Below are 15,705 nucleotides of genomic sequence, written 5' to 3'. Positions count from 1 at the left end.
ATTAAATATCCCCCGCGGCCATGCCGCGGGGGACTTCCACACACCCAGTTAAGGGCTTCCGGCACCAACACCTCTAAACAGTGCCGGAATATGTGTATTTACTTTAGTATAACCTTCTGTACAAGCTGCTGGCTACCCTGGCGCACGACGAGCATTGCAACGCCGCGGTAGGAGTTACGCAGTTCAACTGCGTTCGAACCCTTGCTTGTGGTGAAGTCCTGCTGGGCGATGACCTGGCCCTTGGTGTTCAAGAGCAGGGCCTTTGCCGGAGCGGCCTTGTTGGTGCTGAACATGGCGGTCACCATGCCCGGCTGTACGCTTACGAGCATCTTGCTGGAACTTGCCACGCGGACAGGCCTGATGGCGTCAGAGCCTCCGCTGAGGGAGACGACCTTGCCGCTGGCGGTACCTTCGAGTCCGGGCTTCTTGTCGAAGTCGTCGATGATTTCGATAGAACCGTCGGCCTTGATGCCTGCGATGTAGTCAAAGGTGATTGTGCCGGTGACCTGCGTTCCGTAAAGGTTTAGGCCGATGGCGTTTGCTTCGTTGAGACCCGTGGGCTCCTTGCGGAAGTCTTCCCACTTGACCTGAATTGTCTGGAACTTGGACGCATCGAGTCCCTTGTCGGCCTGTTCCAGCACGTTGGCGTCAAACCAATCCCAGCTGTCGCCTGTCATCATGAAGAGGTCCATGGAGGTCCAGCCATAAGCGCCGCAGCCGTCGCTTTCACCGGTGCAGGGGCCAGCGGTTTCAACAGCACCCTTCAGGCGGATTTCAAGGCCTACGTACTTGGAGAGGTCCTTGCTTGCGCCGCTGAGGTTGACGCGGAGGGTACCCGTTTCGCTGGAATCGGCAGTTTTGGTTGTGTAGGTAACTTCAACGCCCTTGCCGGAACCTTCGGGAATGTCAGGGTTCTGAGTGACAATGGAATCAATGCTGTTGCCCGGGAGAGCAGCCTGGCCGTAAGCTTCGCGCATGGCGTTGAGCGTTTCGACGTCGGTGATGTCGCCCACGTTGCCACCGAACTTGTTCACCTGGCGGCGGATAATCGTGAAGTTGCCGTCGCCTTCGTCACCGGTATCCCATACGCAGGGAACGAGGCCGTTCTTCTTGGCAGCGGCGACAGTGTAGCCGTACCAGGCGGCACGTGCCTGCAAATGAACTTTCAAATTGTTGCCGGTGAGAACTCCGAGACGCTTGACGGCACCCATTTCGCCGATCACGACAGGAATGCCCTTGTCGTAGAAACGGCTCTTGAGACCGCTGAAGAGCTGGTCGATGGAACTCTTGGAACCGAGGGCGGAACCGGAACAGGTGTGTGCGGCGTCGTTGCCCGGAGTCTGGTCTTCCCAGTAGTAGAACATCTTGCCCCAGTCTTCGTCACCGCCGGTCATCAGGGAGAACTGATACGGGTAGAAGTGGACTTCGGCCATGGTGTAGCCGTCGCCAGCCGGGTCGGTCGGGTACATGGAGGCGAGGAGCGGAGACTTGTCGATTTCGGTACGCGGGGCCTGCACGACCACGATACGGGTGGCGTTGTTGCCGCCGGTAGAGCGCACGGCCTTGAGGCATGCTTCGTGATAGCTCTTGAGAACCTGCATACGGGTTTCGTCAAATGCCCACTGGCCGTTGTCTGCGCCGCCGTTCCACGGGTCGTTCACGCCCGGTTCGTTGGCGGATGCGAAAATCAGGTGTTCGTCGTAAGCGGCGAACTTGGTAGCAATCTGCTTCCAGTAGCTTTCCTGCTTGGCGGCAACAGTTGCTGCAGAACTGTTGACAAGGCCGGTTTTGTCGTAGCCTTCGCCGTCAAAAACGTGGTCTTCGAGCCAACCTTCGTCCCAGTGGCTGTTCAGAATGGCGTACATACCATTGTTGATGACGAGGTCGACAACAGTCTTTACGGAGTCAAGCCAGCCAGCGTTAATGGTGCCGTTAGAAGCGTGGCTGTCCCAAGCGCAGGGAATACGCACGGTGTTGAAGCCGGCGTCCTTGATGGCCTTCACGTAAGCGGCATCCGGGAAGGGGTTGCCCCAGAGTGTCGGATTCTTGGGAACTTCCATCGTGTTACCGATGTTGTAGCCGAGACCCATCTTGGGGAAGATTTCGGTTGCCTTGGGGAGGGCGAATGCGCTAGTGGCGGCGAAAAGTGCCGTACCACAGACGATTCCAAACATTCCAAAAAGGTTCATAATTGCTCCTTGCAGTATTGTTTTCTTTGAAATTAGATTCGCGAGGAGCGTTTATAAAGCAAAATGTGCTTGTGCGCGATAATAGCGTTTTTATTTGTTCAACAAATGTAAATAAAAGTTTACTTTTAATAGCGTGTGAGGATATGCGGGGTACCTTGCTGTGGTGACGGTGTGACGGGCCTCACAGCGGGGCGTGTGAAATGAGGGGGAATGTGGCTTATTTCATGCCGCGGATAATGTCGCGGAGGCGGGCGGCTTCCTCGAAGTCGAGGCGTGCGGCGGCCTCTTTCATCTGGCGCTCCAGGTCTTCGAGTTTGGAAGACTGATCCTCGCCTGCGCGAGGATGACGTGCTGCGGTGGCGCCGACGGCTGCGCTCAGCTTTGCGTTCTCCGCACGCTTGGAGTAGCGGGAGGCTTTCTTCTTCTTCGTCTTGCTGGAGGGCTGCAGCGGTTCCATCGGGCGGATACCGGTGTTGTCGTCTTCCCAGTCGTCGACAGAATCGTCGCCGATATCGCCGAGCGGATCGTTGATTCTCAAATCGTCTTCGAGCTTGCGGGTCACGGACTTCGGCGTAATGCCGTGTTCCTTGTTGAATTCTTCCTGCACGCTGCGACGGCGTGCGGTCTCGGTGACGGCCTTCTCCAGGCTGTCGGTCATGTTGTCTGCAAAGAGCAAGACTGTGCCGTTCACGTTACGGCTCGCGCGGCCCATCGTCTGGATGAGGCTGCGGTAGTTGCGCAGGAATCCTTCCTTGTCGGCATCGAGAATCGCGACCATGCTGACTTCGGGCAGGTCGAGGCCTTCGCGCAGCAGGTTGATGCCTACGAGAACGTCGAATTCTCCGGTGCGCAAGCCCCGGATGAGTTCGTGGCGCTCCAGCGTCTTGATGTCGCTGTGCAGGTAACGCGCGCGGATGCCCGCTTCCACAAAGAAGTCGGTGAGGTCCTGCGCCATCTTCTTGGTGAGGGTCGTGACCAGCACGCGGTCGCCGTTCTTGACGACTTCCTCGATGCGATACAGCAAAACGTCCATCTGACCCTTGATGGGGAACATCTCGATTTTCGGGTCCAAGAGACCGGTCGGCCTGTTAATTTGTTCGGTCACCACGCCGCCAGTCTTTTTCAACTCGTAATCGCCGGGAGTGGCGCTCACGAAGAGCACCTGCTTGGGGTACATGTACTCGAATTCGGCAAAGTTCATCGGGCGGTTGTCCAGCGCGCAGGGGAGGCGGAACCCGTACTGCACCAGCGTTGTCTTGCGGGATTTGTCGCCTTCGGCCATGCCGCCCACTTGCGGAATGCTCACGTGGGATTCATCAATCATCAGGAGCCAGTCATCGCCGAAGTAGTCGATAAGCGTGAAGGGGCGCGTACCCGGTGCGCGGTTCTCAATGATGCGGGAGTAGTTCTCGATGCCGCTGCATTGGCCGGTCTCGCGAATCATTTCCATGTCGTAGCGGGTACGGCTGCTGAGGCGGGCCGATTCCAGTACCTTGCCTTCCTTGTCGAGTTCCGCGAGGCGCTCGGTGAGTTCCACCTGCATGCGTTGCAAAATTCCCGCACGGCCTTCTTCTTTCGTGACGAAGTGCTTTGCCGGAGCGATGGTCATCTCGTCCATTTCCTGCGTGACTTCGCCGGTAATGATGTTGAATCTTACGAGACGGTCTACTTCATCGCCGAAAAGTTCGATGCGGAGTCCTTCTTCGTCATAGCTCGGGTGGATCTCGATCACGTCGCCGTGCACGCGGAAAGAGCCGCGCTCTAGGCTGAAGTCGTTTCGCGTATATTGGATGCGCACCAAGTCGTGCAGAATCTTGTCGCGGTCGTAGACGTCACCCTTCTTGATTCGTACCATCAGGTCGAAGTATTCGCTCGGGCTTCCCAGACCGTAGATGCAGCTCACGGAGGCGACGATAATCACGTCGCGGCGGGTGAGCAAGTTCGCGGTCGCGCGCAGGCGCAACTTGTCAATCTCGTCGTTGATGCTGGCGTCTTTTTCGATGAAGGTGTCCGTGTGCGGGATGTAGGCTTCGGGCTGGAAGTAGTCATAATAGCTTACGAAGTATTCCACCGCATTGTGGGGGAAGAACGCCTTGAACTCCTGGTAGAGCTGTGCCGCGAGCGTCTTGTTGTGCGTGAGGATTAGTGTCGGCTTGCCCACGTTCTTGATGACGTTTGCCATGGTGAACGTCTTGCCCGAACCGGTCACGCCGAGGAGCGTCTGGAACTGTTCGCCATTCTTGAAACCTTCGGTGAGTTCTTCAATCGCTTTCGGCTGGTCGCCTGCTGCCCCGTAAGGGCTGACGAGTTCAAAGTTCGCTCGTGTCGGCGACTGGAACTGTTGCAGTTTTCCGGGTAAGCTCTTCTCGGGCGGTAGCGGTTTCGCTATCGGTTTCGCATACGGGTCCGGAGTGATTGTCTTGCGTGCGCGGGCCATGGAAAATCTGCTATTACGAGGCTTTCCGGTCTTGTCCCTTGTCTTCGATATAGAGCGGACGCTGCTTGACTTCGTCGTAGATGCGGCCGATGTATTCACCGAGGATGCCGATGGTCATGAGCTGCACGCCGGCAAAGAACACGATGGCCGTCATGAGCGATGCCCAGCCGGGAACGGTCGTTGCGGGGCTGAGGAACTTCTCGAGGATGGACCAGACGAGTACGCCGAGGCCCACGATGGTCGCGAAAACACCCATGTAGAAACTGACCTTGAGCGGAGCGGAACTGAAGCCGGTAATGCCGTCGAAGGCGAGGTGCACCATCTTCTTGAGCGGGTACTTGGACTTGCCTGCGGTGCGCTCGGCGCGGTCGTACTTGACGCCGATTTTCTTGAAGCCGACCCAGCAGACGAGCCCGCGCAAGAAACGGCTCCTTTCGGGGAGGTTCTTGAGCTGGTTCACCACGCAGCGGTCCATCAGGCGGAAGTCGCCGGTATCGGGCGGAATCTCGATATTCGTGAGCTTGCCGATAAGGCGGTAGAAGCAGAACGCGGTAAAGCGCTTGAAGATGGTTTCGCCCTTGCGCTTGTTGCGCTGCGCATAGACGACCTGGTAACCCTCGCGCCACTTCTCAAGCATTTCGTGAATGAGGCTGGGCGGATCCTGCAGGTCCCCGTCAATGATGACCACTGCATCGCCGATGGCGTGGTCGAGGCCGGCGCTGAATGCGGCTTGGTGCCCGAAATTCCTGCTGAAATTGATAATCTTGTTGTTCGGGTTGCTAGGAAGCAGGCCCTCGACGATTTCGCGCGTCTTGTCCTTCGAGCCGTCGTTCACGAATATGAGTTCGTGCTCCACGTCCTTGAGTTCTTCTTCCAGGACGCGGTAGGTTTCTGCGACGATTTCTTCTTCGTTGAAGACGGGGATGATTACGGATAACAACATGCGATTAATATAGCAATTAAGGTATCAGGAAGGGGTGCACGAAGTCGACGTGGCTACAGTCGATGCTCCCCTTGGGCACGGTCTTGAGGGTGAGTTTCTGGATGCCTTCCGTATTTGCGGAAAGGGTGTGTATCACGCCATTCTGGAATACGGGGCTTGTGGCGAGCACGTTGCCGTCACCGAGAATCTGGACGGATACACCCTCGCTGCAGAGGCTTTCGTCATCCAGCCCGAAGGAGATGCGGAATGCGCGGTACTTGCCCTCGAGATTGAAGGCCGTTTCGGATGAGGCGTGGGTCGAGAAACCCGTGGTGAAGTGCTGTCCATCAAGTACCATCTCGTGGTCCTCGATGCTCTTGCCCCAGTGAAGTTTGCCCCAGTCCTGGCGGTTTTCGGCAAGCATTGATTGCGGAAGCGGCATGGCGCCGCCGGCATTGTTGAAGTAGTACTTGGAAATGTCGGCGAGCTTCGTGTGCTTTTCCGTGTCCATGACGACGACTCGGAACTGGTTGTAGCCCTGCTGCAGGCTGTCGGCCGCATTCCAAATTTCGTAGAACCCTTCCTGGTACGGAGCGGCTCCTATGATTTTCCCGTTGAGGGTTGCCGTGTAGTTCCAGTTCTTGCTTGCCTCGGAGGTTTCCTTGAGCAGAATTTTCAAGCTGACGCCCAGGCTGTCGAGGACAGGCTCGATGTCCTTTACGACGATGATTTTTTCCGGGTTGTATGTCTTGCGTCCGTTGAATTTCGCTATTTGTACCCAGTAATTATTGGTGATGAGGATGTTCTTCACGCCCACGAGGTCCATTTCGCGTTCGAAAACGTCGCAGGTAGTGGGAATGCGGTGCTCCACGGCCTTCTTGTGATAGGTGTGGCTGTCCCAGCAGTCCAGACCGCGAATGTAGTAGACTTCGCCCTTGTACTTTTCGACGAGTTCATCCAGTTCCGCGGTGGACATCTGGCGCGCCCTGTCGTAATGGATGGACGAAATCCCGTAACCCACGAAGTGCCACGGCCTGCCGTAAATGAAGAAGCGGTCCTTTGCGGGCTGTTCTTTGAGCCACCCGAGAATCTCATACTCCTCGGTGGTCAGGTGGTTACGGTTGTACATGATATTCTTGTTGAAGTCTTCCTTGTAGTGGAACGTCCAGCCGCTGAAGACTATTGCGGCGATGAGCATCCCGGCGAAGGCGATTTTTGCGCGGTTCTTGTTGTCTATGCTATCTGCAAAGTACTCGATGGCATGCGCGATGGGGAGCGCCCCGACGAAGGCCATGCTGGGTAGCATCACTAGGCTATAGCGCTGGTTAATCTGGATAGAAAAGTCTCCCGAGACGTTCTCGAGGATCATGTAGGTCTGGACGTGGTAGAGGACCAGGAACACGAGTGTCCACAGGTAGAACCTGTCACCCTTCCTGGCGTCGTAGATGGCGCGGAATACGAGGTAGATGGCTCCGATGGCGAACAGGTAGTTGAAGTAGGTGAGGAATGGGTTCTCGAGTTCGCCGTTTTCCTTGAGCGGGCGGGTCATTTCGGTCCAGTTCTTGGCTAGATCTTCGAAGAAATGCCCGTGTGCCTCGAATTCACCGCCCTGGAATCCGAATCCCTGGAAGTAGCTGATGGTAAGGAGTGCCGGTACCGAGAATAGCGAGAGTGTCACGAAGAAAGAGGGGGCCTTGAAATCCCTCCTGTCGAGCAGTTTCGGAAGTGCGAAGAAGATGAAAGCGAAAAGGCAGAAGGCGGTCTCCTGACGGGTCTGCGCGAAGAAGGCGAGCGTAAGTGCGAGCAGAGTCCAGTGCTTGACGGTGTTGCGGTCGTAGGCCCACTTGAAGAAGAACAGGGAGAGCGCGGAGAGGAAAATGTAGAGCGGTTCGACCGACATGGCACGGAACTGGAACAGCACAGTGGGCTGCAGTGCCATGAGGAGTGAAGCGAAGAAGGCGAGTAGTGGCTGCCTAGTCCAGGCGACAATCGCGAGGAACATGAGCAGGAACGCGAGCGGGAGCATCATGAGTTCGGCATTGAAAATCCAGTGGAGGTCCTTGCCGAACACGGGCATGCCGAGGTAGTAGAGGAAGGCTAGTCCCTTTGTCTTGAAACTATTGGACTTGGATGTGCAGGTGAGGGTGTGGTCTGTGAATATGCCCTGGTTGCACGTGCCCGACTCGTTGTTGTAGTACATGTTCTGGGCGACGGCCATGAACACGCTCTCGTCGCTTTGCACGCGGTGACGAGCCTCGATTTGCGTTCCGGCGAAGATGGCTATGGCTGTGGCGAAGATTACGGAGACAATGCAGAACGACTTTTCGGGGAGAATTCCCTTGAACCATTTGCCGAAATCCTTGTGGAGGGAGCAAAGGAGGGCGATGCCGGCTAGTAGCTGGACAATGAACAGCCAGAGGGGCAGTTTCAGATCAAGCTGGCGGATGATTTCCTTGTGGCTGCCGCTGGGGTCGCCGGCAAGATAAATAAGGAAGGGTATGGCGAGGGCTATTACTAGGCCTGCAATGCCGACGGGATGTAGTAAGTTCTTGAGCAACAATAAAATAGAGTCTTTGATCTTCATTTGACGATACCTTGTATCGGGTTTTGTGCGTAGGCAAAAATATAACTTTTTATGTTATCGTGCTTTAACTTGGCGCGGATGCCTTGAGATAATGCGTAAAAAAAACTAAATTTGGCGCGTAAATAACAATACCCTAAAGAGGTTTTACCGTGCAAGACTCCCTAGTTACGAAAGCAGCCGACAACGTCCGAATCCTTTCTGCCGCGATGGTGCAGAAGGCGAAGTCCGGGCATCCGGGTGGTGCGATGGGCGCCGCCGACGCCATCACGCTGTTGTTCGCGGAATTCTTGCGCTACGACCCGGACGACGCCGAATGGATGGGCCGCGACCGCTTCTTCATGGACCCGGGCCACATGAGCCCGCTCCTGTACTCCGAGCTCGTCCTCACGAACCGCCTCACGCTCGACGACGTGAAGAACTTCCGCCAGCTCGGCAGCCGCACTCCCGGCCACCCCGAACTGGACGTGATGCTCGGCATCGAGAACTCCTCGGGCCCGCTCGGTATCGGCCACGGCATCGCCCTTGGCGCCGCCATCGCCGAACGCTTCATGGTGGAACGCTTCGGTTCCATCCTCGAGCACAAGACGGTCTGCCTCGTTTCTGACGGCGGCCTCGAAGAAGAAATTGCCTACGGCGTGGGCCGCATCGCGGGTCACCTCAAGCTTTCGAACCTCATCTTCTTCTACGACGCGAACCAGGTGCAGCTGAGCTGCAAGACCGAAGACGTGATGAGCCACGACTTCGTCGGCCAGTACAAGGCATGGGGTTTCCGCGTTATCGAATGCGACGGTTCCAACATCGCCGAACTGCGCAAGGCATTCAAGGAAGCCTGGGCCGAGAAGGAAAAGCCGACGCTCGTGTTCGGCCACACCACGATGGCCAAGGGCGCCGTTGCCGAAGACGGCAAGAGCTACGAAGGCGAAGTTTCTACGCACGGGCAGCCGCTCAACGCTGCCGGTGCTTCTACTACCGCGACGGTCAAGAACCTTGGCGGTAACCCGGACGACCCGTTCCAGGTGTTCGACGATGTGAAGGCTGCATTCGAAGCCCGCGCAAACGAACTTCGCAAGGAAGTTGCCGAATGGAAGAAGGCCAAGGCCGCTTGGGACAAGGCAAATGCCGAGAAGTCCGCGACCCTCAATGAATGGCTCTCCGGCAAGGCTCCGGTGCTCAACCTCTCCAGCCTCCCCATCAAGGAAGGCGTGGCTACCCGCGTTACGAGCGGTACGGTGCTCGGCTACCTCGCCGAAAACTTCCACAACATCATTTGCAGTTCCGCCGACCTCTCCAACTCCGACAACACGCAGGCGTTCCTCAACAAGACGGGTATTTTCCGCGCTAACGACTTCAAGGGCGCGTTTGTCCAGGTGGGCGTCGCGGAACTCACGATGGGCGCCATCATGAACGGTATTGCGCTGCAGAAGGGCCTGTTCCCGATTTGCGCCACGTTCTTCGTGTTCAGCGACTTCATGAAGCCCGCCATCCGCATGGCCGCCCTCATGGGCCTCCCGGTCAAGTACGTGTTCACGCACGATAGCTTCCGCGTGGGCGAAGATGGCCCGACGCACCAGCCCATCGAACACGAAACGCAGATCCGCCTGCTCGAAGACCTCACGAAGGAAAACGGCAAGGCCGAAATGCTCGTGCTCCGTCCGGCAGACGCTTTCGAGACTCTCGCCGCCTGGGAAATGGCTTTCGAGAACAACGACAGCCCGACGGCGCTTATCCTTACCCGCCAGGTGGTGAACACGCTCCCCGGCGAAAACCGCTACGAAGCCGCGAAGGCCTGCCGCAAGGGCGCCTACATCGTGAGCGACAATACCGCCGCCGGCAAGAACCCGGACCTCACTCTCGTCGCAAACGGTTCTGACGTGCTCCTGGAACACCAGGCTGCTGAACTCCTCCGTGCCGAAGGCAAGGCCGTGCGCGTCGTCTCCATGATCAGCCCGGCTCTCTTCCTCAAGCAGGACAAGGCTTACCGCGACCAGGTGCTCGTGCCCTGGACTCCGGTGTTCGCTCTCTCCAGCGGCCTTCCGGTTCTCTTCGACCGCGTGGTCGGCGGGTTCGGCAAGGCTTGCGGCCTGGAACGCTTCGGCGCTTCCGCTCCGGCTGGCGTGCTTGAGAAGGAATTCGGCTACGTGCCCGAGGCAGTTGCCGCGAAGGCCAAGGAATACCTCGCCGAGTTCGCGCAGAACGTCGCCGACTTCAAGAAGGTGAACGGATAAGGCAATCGCTCGCGATTCGCGTCGACATTCCTCTGTAAAAAACGTCATGGCGGCCTCCGAGCCGCCTTTTTTATTTTCATGTCGACCATTGCGCCGCCATTTATAACGTCATGGCGGCCTCCGAGCCGCCATCTCCTTTTTATATTTCTTATGCACGCAATACTTGATGGAGGGCAGGAATGAGTATCAAGGTCAGGAATTTTTGGGGCGCAGTGGGCACGGGATGTGCGGCACTCTTCTTGTCGTTGATGCTTGCTGCCTGCGGTGACGATACGTCCAGTGGTTCCTTCGTGAATTATGATGTCGATGCCGGAACACTCAAGGACTTGCGCGATGGTCAGACTTACAAGACCGTGCAGATTGGCGAGCAGGTGTGGATGGCGGAGAACCTCAACTACGATATGGAAGGCAGCGTGTGCCGGGAGTTTGAGGCGTTTACCATGTACGGGTGCTTCTACGACTGGGATGCCGCCATGAAGGCGTGCCCGCGCGGTTGGCGCCTGCCGAGTGAAGACGACTGGACGACCCTGGTCGATTTTGCCGGGGGCACCAAGGTTGCGGGCGGTAAGCTCAAGGCGACGACGGCCTGGAACGAGAAGGGCAACTATTCTGCCGGTACGGATGACTATGGTTTTACGGCGCTCCCCGGGGGAGTCGCGCTTGACAGGAGCGAAACCCGTGGCGAAGGGCGTCTCTCCATCATTAATTCCGGGGCGTTCTTCTGGAGTTCCGCCGAAATCGATGACGACGAGGCCTTTACCTTGAACCTTCGCTTCGAAAATGACACTACGGGCTGGTTCGAAAACCGAAAGAATACTCTGATCAGTGTCCGCTGCATCAAGGACTGAGCGAGAAAATAATTGCTTTTTCCCGCAAAATATCCTATATTCTAGCCATGATTTGCCCCTTTTGCAAGAACGACAACGACAAGGTGGTCGATAGCCGCGTGAGTGGAACCGCCATCCGCAGACGGCGTGAGTGCCTGGCCTGCGGCCGCAGGTTCACGACCCGCGAGTATATCGAAATGCAGCCTTTGACGGTTGTCAAGCGGAGTGGCGAGAAGGAACCTTTCCAGCGCGAAAAGCTGATTCGCGGCATCATGAACTCGTGCAAGAAGCGTCCGCTTACGTCCGAGGATATCGAAGAACTGGCAACCCGCGTCGAGAACGCCCTGCCGGTGAACGACAATTCCGAGGTGGGCTACGATACCATCGGCAACCTCGTGATGCAGGAACTCAAGAAACTCGACCCGGTCGCCTATGTGCGTTTCGCCTCCATCTACCGCGAGTTCAAGGAAGTGGGCGAGTTCGTCGACCAGATCAAGTCGATGGACAAGGCTTGACGCGGCTTTTTACCATGCGTCATCTCCTAGAAATTGCAAATGAAAAACGTTCGCCGCTGTTCGATGTGACGGACGCTTATCGCATTGTGAACGGAGCCGCCGATGGCTTTCCGGGGCTTACGCTCGACCGCTTCGGCGACCGCCTGCAGGTGCAGTTCTTTGGGTCGGAGATGCTCCCGCGTCGCCGCGAGTTCGTGGATGCGGTGGCCGCGATGTTCAACCCCGCGTGCATTGTGGTGAAGGAGCGTCTCTCCCGCTCGGGCAAGTCGCTTGAGAACGCGCCTATGGAGGTGGCTTTCGGAACCCGCGAGGCTGCCGTAGGTACGGTACGAGAAGGCAACGCGCGCTTCCATGTGGACTTACTTGATACTGTCAACCCGGGGCTGTTCCTCGACATGCGTCACGTGCGCCTCGAGGTGGAAGACCGCTTCCGCGCGATGACCGGTGCAGTTCCTGTCGGCGCGCAGTCTAACGCCAGCGATAAACCTGCGTCCGATACTGGTATAAACGGGCCGCGTTTCCTCAACCTCTTTAGTTACACGTGCAGTTTCTCGGTGCACGCGCGCCTCGGGGGTGCTGCAGTTGCGACAAACGCCGACATCAGCGGCAAGATTCTCGACAAGGGCCGCGAAAACTACGCGCTGAACGGTCTCGACCTGCGCCCAGGTGAATTTTTCCGCGGGAACGCGCTCGAATACGTGCGCTGGGCTATCAAGAAGGGCTTCAAGTTCGACGGAATCGTGCTCGACCCGCCGAGTTTCGCGCGCTTCAAGGGCCTGAACTTCAACGTGCGCGAACACCTGATGCCGCTCGTTGCAGAATGTGCGCAGGCCCTGAACCAGAACGGGTTCATCATGGTGAGTTCCAACTACAGCGAATTCGCGCTCGATTCCTTTGCGCGTGACGTGCTTGCCGCCGTCAAGTCGGTGTATAAAGAAGCCCGCACTGCATGGAAGCGCGGGCAGGATATTGATTTTGCGGGTAGCGGCGCCACGAAGGTTTCTTGCCTCGTCGCGACACTCGTTGAAGTGTAAGCAACTGTCACCCTGGAGCATCGAAGATGCTATACGATACTTGGCAACTTGTTGCCGTAGTAGAGTTATCCCCTTTGGGGAGATAGGGTCCATGGATTATTCAGCGTCGGTTGCGCCTTCCTCACCTTCAACGGCGGAATTCTCTTCCTTCTTCTTCAGCCAGGGCGGAGTCTTTTTCGCCTTCGGTTTTGCTTCTGGCTCGGGTTCCGGCGGGTACAGCAGGCCAAAGCGGATGCCGGCAGTGCTGATGAAGAATCTTTCGACGCGCAACTTCTCCAGGAGCGACTTGAGCCAGAACAGCCCGCAGATGATGACGTCGCTGCGGCCGTTCTCGAGTCCGGGAAGCATCGCGCGGAGTTCCTTCGAGAGGTTCGAAATGCGTGTGGTGACGGCGTCGAGGTCGGCGATGCTCATCTCGAGCCCTTCGATGGCCTTGTAGTCGAACTTCTGCTTGTCCAGGAATACCATGGCGAGAGCGGTTCCCGTACCGCCGATAAGGTAGACGGGCTTCTTGGTCATGCCCTTGAAGCTCACTTCCTTGAAAGTTTCCTTGACGAACTTCTTGTATTCGGGGCCCGGGATGGGGCCCATCGCCTTGAACATCTTGAGAGCGCCCACGGGAATCGAGAACGTGGTCTCGCCGTTACTGAGTTCGGTCGAACCGCCGCCGATGTCGATGGTGACGATGCCTTCGCCGTGCCATTCCTTCACGGAACGGTAGGTGAGCTTGCCCTCTTCTTCGCCGCTGATAATTTGCGGGCGGAACCAGAGTGCCTTTTCGACCGCATCGACGACTTCTTCCTGGTTTTCTGCCTTGCGCATGGCTTCTGTCATGGCGGCTGCCTGGATGTCGGCGCCCAGGGCGTGCAGGTCCATGCGGAACGACGTCATCACGTCGACAAGTTCCTGGATTTTCTTCTCGGTAATGCGCCCGTGCTCGTATATATCTTCGCCGAGCTTGCAGATTTTCACTTTCTGGAGTTTCGGGACGAGTTTCCCGTCCTCGAAGGCGGCGATGAGCATAATGCAGCTCATGCTCCCGATATCGATGGTGGCAAGCAGCTTGTTAGCCATTGTTGGCCTCCGGCGCGGCATCCTGTTGCCCTTCTTCCGGTTTCTGCTCAAACTTGTTCATGCCCGCCTTGATCTTTTCGGCGATGGCGCCCGGATGGAGCATGAATTCCTTCGCACTGGCGATGGCTTCTTCGATGAGGTATTCGGAATACTTGTCGCTCCAGCTGGCGACGAGGTCGCCCGATTCGCTCCCGAGAGGTTTCTTCTCGCGGATTTCCTGACCCATTTTGAGGGCGAGGAGGAGTCCGAGTTCGAATCCGCGCGGGTTTTCCTTCTTTTCGAGGAGGGCTTCGACGCGCTTGACGCGTTCGTCTAGGGGAATTTTCTGGAGTTCTTCGAGGTCTTTTTCCGAAATCATGCGTTAAAGATAGCAATAAGCGCGACAAAAAAGAAAGGGCCCGCAGAGCGGGTCCTTTCCAAAAAGAGAGCAAAGAAGAATTACTTCTTGGCAGCCTTCTTAGCAGGAGCCTTCTTGGCAGCCGGCTTCTTAGCGGCAACCTTCTTGGCGGCCGGCTTCTTGGCAGCGACCTTCTTGGCGGCCGGCTTCTTAGCAGCAGCCTTCTTGGCCGGAGCAGCCTTCTTAGCCGGAGCCTTCTTGGCAGCGGGCTTCTTGGCGGCGACCTTCTTGGCAGCCGGCTTCTTAGCGGCGACAGCCTTCTTGGCAGCGGGTTTCTTAGCAGCGGGTTTCTTTGTTGTAGCCATTGTATTCTTCCTTTTTTGAGGGTTAATTGTTTTGATGACATTAAAATAACTTTATTTTCACAAAAAATCAACACCTTTTTAAAAATTTTTTCATTTTTTTTCAAAAAACTATTGACAAGACAATTTTTTTGTCTTAGGGAATGCGAAAATTAGTTTGTATGTAAAATCGCTGGAGCCCAGTAACTACGCGCTTTCCAGGCGATTTGGCTCCTTTTGCCGGCGTCAATATTTTTTGCTTGTAACTTAATGATACTCAAAGAATTAATTGTGATTTTCGTAACATCTACAGAAAAATCTCGTCAGCGACGAGATTTTTTTTGCCTAGCATCAAAAATTTTATCAATTGTCGGTGGAAAAAATTCTATCGACGGGATCAAGCTTCGTTCTTCACGCTCTCCACGTACTTGCGCATGCCTTCTACGCCCAGGGAATACATGTCGACGAACTTCGTGGCGAACGGCGGGAGCTTGCGCGGGTGCATTCCGAGCGCATCATGCATCACGAGCACGTGTCCGTCGGTGAACTTGCCGCCGCCGATACCGATGGTGACGCTTTTCACCTCGCCGGTAATCTTTTTGCCGAGTTCTTCGGGGATGTGCTCGAGTACGGTTTCGAAACAGCCGAGGCTATCCACGAACTTGGCGGCTTCTTCGATGGCGCGGGCCTCTTCTTCGGTCTTGCCCTTCTGCTTGAAGTTTTCGGCAGTCTGCGGGAGCAGCCCGAGGTGTGCGCAGACGGGAATGTCCTTGCTGCGCAGGTATTCGATGACGCCTTCGGGGGTGCCCTCGAGTTTGACGCTTGCCGCACCTAAGTCCATGAAGCGCTTAGCGTTATCGTATGCGGTTTGCGGATCCTTGTCGCTCAGGTAGGGCATGTCGGCCACTACGTGTGTGTTGGGTGCGCCGCGGCAGACGGCGGCAACGAAGATGAGCATTTCGGTCATGCCGATTTCGCGGGTGCTCTTGTAGCCGAGCATGGTGTTCGCGAGGCTGTCACCCACGAGAATCTGGTCGACTCCGGCGGCTTCTGCCATCTGGGCGAATGCGAAGTCGTAGGCGGTAATCATCGAAACTTTCTTGCCCGTGCCCTTCAAGGCGCGGATATTTTCCGCAGTAAGCATAGCATCTCCTATTTATGAACCGCGCTTATAAACCGCGCTTTTCTCAGCGTGTAAAATTTAGCAATTATGTTGGGGT

General features: G+C 56.5%; 12 protein-coding genes. 4 read left to right on the top strand and 8 right to left on the bottom strand.

Annotated features, from left to right (window positions below; genetic code table 11):
• Positions 1-98: 98 nt before the first annotated feature.
• The 4 genes from B7994_RS10985 to B7994_RS10970 all read right to left on the bottom strand — a co-directional run bounded on the left by B7994_RS10985 (position 99) and on the right by B7994_RS10970 (position 8,132).
• Complete coding sequence (locus tag B7994_RS10985) at positions 99-2,189, bottom strand: glycoside hydrolase family 5 protein (protein ID WP_233143181.1); 2,091 nt, start codon at positions 2,187-2,189, stop codon at positions 99-101.
• Positions 2,190-2,406: 217 nt separating this feature from the next.
• Positions 2,407-4,626 carry an excinuclease ABC subunit UvrB gene (gene uvrB / locus B7994_RS10980; protein WP_088638505.1) on the bottom strand — a complete coding sequence of 740 codons (2,220 nt, stop codon included), beginning with the start codon at positions 4,624-4,626 and terminating at the stop codon, positions 2,407-2,409.
• A 13-nt stretch (positions 4,627-4,639) separates the two neighbouring features.
• Positions 4,640-5,569 carry a glycosyltransferase family 2 protein gene (locus B7994_RS10975; RefSeq protein WP_088638504.1) on the bottom strand — a complete coding sequence of 310 codons (930 nt, stop codon included), beginning with the start codon at positions 5,567-5,569 and terminating at the stop codon, positions 4,640-4,642.
• 16 nt (positions 5,570-5,585) lie between these two features.
• Complete coding sequence (locus B7994_RS10970) at positions 5,586-8,132, bottom strand: NPCBM/NEW2 domain-containing protein (RefSeq protein WP_088638503.1); 2,547 nt, start codon at positions 8,130-8,132, stop codon at positions 5,586-5,588.
• Positions 8,133-8,281: 149 nt separating this feature from the next.
• Here B7994_RS10970 and B7994_RS10965 point away from each other — a divergent pair, with 149 nt between their 5' ends.
• The 4 genes from B7994_RS10965 (at position 8,282) to B7994_RS10950 (ending at position 12,733) form a co-directional block, all read left to right on the top strand.
• Positions 8,282-10,357 (top strand): transketolase, encoded by a 2,076-nt coding sequence (locus B7994_RS10965; protein ID WP_088638502.1) that lies wholly within the window; start codon positions 8,282-8,284, stop codon positions 10,355-10,357.
• A 179-nt stretch (positions 10,358-10,536) separates the two neighbouring features.
• Entirely contained in the window at positions 10,537-11,205 is a 669-nt protein-coding gene (locus B7994_RS10960; RefSeq protein ID WP_088638501.1) for a fibrobacter succinogenes major paralogous domain-containing protein, read from the top strand.
• Positions 11,206-11,252: 47 nt separating this feature from the next.
• Complete coding sequence (gene nrdR, locus B7994_RS10955; RefSeq protein ID WP_088638500.1) at positions 11,253-11,699, top strand: transcriptional regulator NrdR; 447 nt, start codon at positions 11,253-11,255, stop codon at positions 11,697-11,699.
• A 14-nt stretch (positions 11,700-11,713) separates the two neighbouring features.
• Positions 11,714-12,733: a class I SAM-dependent rRNA methyltransferase gene (locus tag B7994_RS10950; protein WP_088638499.1), complete on the top strand. Its 1,020-nt coding sequence runs from the start codon at positions 11,714-11,716 to the stop codon at positions 12,731-12,733.
• Positions 12,734-12,829: 96 nt separating this feature from the next.
• On the opposite strand, the gene B7994_RS10945 is transcribed toward B7994_RS10950, so the two are convergent.
• The 4 genes from B7994_RS10945 to panB all read right to left on the bottom strand — a co-directional run bounded on the left by B7994_RS10945 (position 12,830) and on the right by panB (position 15,629).
• The gene (locus B7994_RS10945; protein ID WP_088638498.1) at positions 12,830-13,807 is read right to left on the bottom strand and encodes a phosphatase; all 978 of its coding nucleotides are present in this window, start codon (positions 13,805-13,807) and stop codon (positions 12,830-12,832) included.
• Positions 13,800-14,165, bottom strand: a complete 366-nt coding sequence (locus B7994_RS10940) for a hypothetical protein (RefSeq protein ID WP_088638497.1) — start codon at positions 14,163-14,165, stop codon at positions 13,800-13,802. Before B7994_RS10940 ends, B7994_RS10945 begins: the two co-directional genes overlap by 8 nt.
• An 80-nt stretch (positions 14,166-14,245) precedes the next feature.
• Complete coding sequence (locus B7994_RS10935) at positions 14,246-14,509, bottom strand: histone H1-like repetitive region-containing protein (RefSeq protein WP_088638496.1); 264 nt, start codon at positions 14,507-14,509, stop codon at positions 14,246-14,248.
• 373 nt (positions 14,510-14,882) lie between these two features.
• Positions 14,883-15,629, bottom strand: a complete 747-nt coding sequence (gene panB / locus B7994_RS10930; RefSeq protein ID WP_088638495.1) for a 3-methyl-2-oxobutanoate hydroxymethyltransferase — start codon at positions 15,627-15,629, stop codon at positions 14,883-14,885.
• Positions 15,630-15,705 lie beyond the last annotated feature (76 nt).

The sequence above is a fragment of the Fibrobacter sp. UWR2 genome (genome assembly GCF_002210285.1).
Lineage (GTDB): Bacteria > Fibrobacterota > Fibrobacteria > Fibrobacterales > Fibrobacteraceae > Fibrobacter.
The sequence above is the reverse complement of the archived record's forward strand: the minus strand, read 5'-3'. Positions and strand labels throughout refer to the sequence as shown.

What these genes read in the sequence shown, in the direction of transcription:
- B7994_RS10945 (WP_088638498.1), bottom strand. Translation starts at nt 13,807, where the DNA reads ATGGCTAACAAGCTGCTTGCCACCATCGATATCGGGAGCATGAGCTGC.
- B7994_RS10970 (WP_088638503.1), bottom strand. Translation starts at nt 8,132, where the DNA reads ATGAAGATCAAAGACTCTATTTTATTGTTGCTCAAGAACTTACTACAT.
- panB (WP_088638495.1), bottom strand. Translation starts at nt 15,629, where the DNA reads ATGCTTACTGCGGAAAATATCCGCGCCTTGAAGGGCACGGGCAAGAAA.
- B7994_RS10985 (WP_233143181.1), bottom strand. Translation starts at nt 2,189, where the DNA reads ATGAACCTTTTTGGAATGTTTGGAATCGTCTGTGGTACGGCACTTTTC.
- B7994_RS10935 (WP_088638496.1), bottom strand. Translation starts at nt 14,509, where the DNA reads ATGGCTACAACAAAGAAACCCGCTGCTAAGAAACCCGCTGCCAAGAAG.
- B7994_RS10975 (WP_088638504.1), bottom strand. Translation starts at nt 5,569, where the DNA reads ATGTTGTTATCCGTAATCATCCCCGTCTTCAACGAAGAAGAAATCGTC.
- B7994_RS10960 (WP_088638501.1), top strand. Translation starts at nt 10,537, where the DNA reads ATGAGTATCAAGGTCAGGAATTTTTGGGGCGCAGTGGGCACGGGATGT.
- B7994_RS10950 (WP_088638499.1), top strand. Translation starts at nt 11,714, where the DNA reads ATGCGTCATCTCCTAGAAATTGCAAATGAAAAACGTTCGCCGCTGTTC.
- nrdR (WP_088638500.1), top strand. Translation starts at nt 11,253, where the DNA reads ATGATTTGCCCCTTTTGCAAGAACGACAACGACAAGGTGGTCGATAGC.
- uvrB (WP_088638505.1), bottom strand. Translation starts at nt 4,626, where the DNA reads ATGGCCCGCGCACGCAAGACAATCACTCCGGACCCGTATGCGAAACCG.
- B7994_RS10940 (WP_088638497.1), bottom strand. Translation starts at nt 14,165, where the DNA reads ATGATTTCGGAAAAAGACCTCGAAGAACTCCAGAAAATTCCCCTAGAC.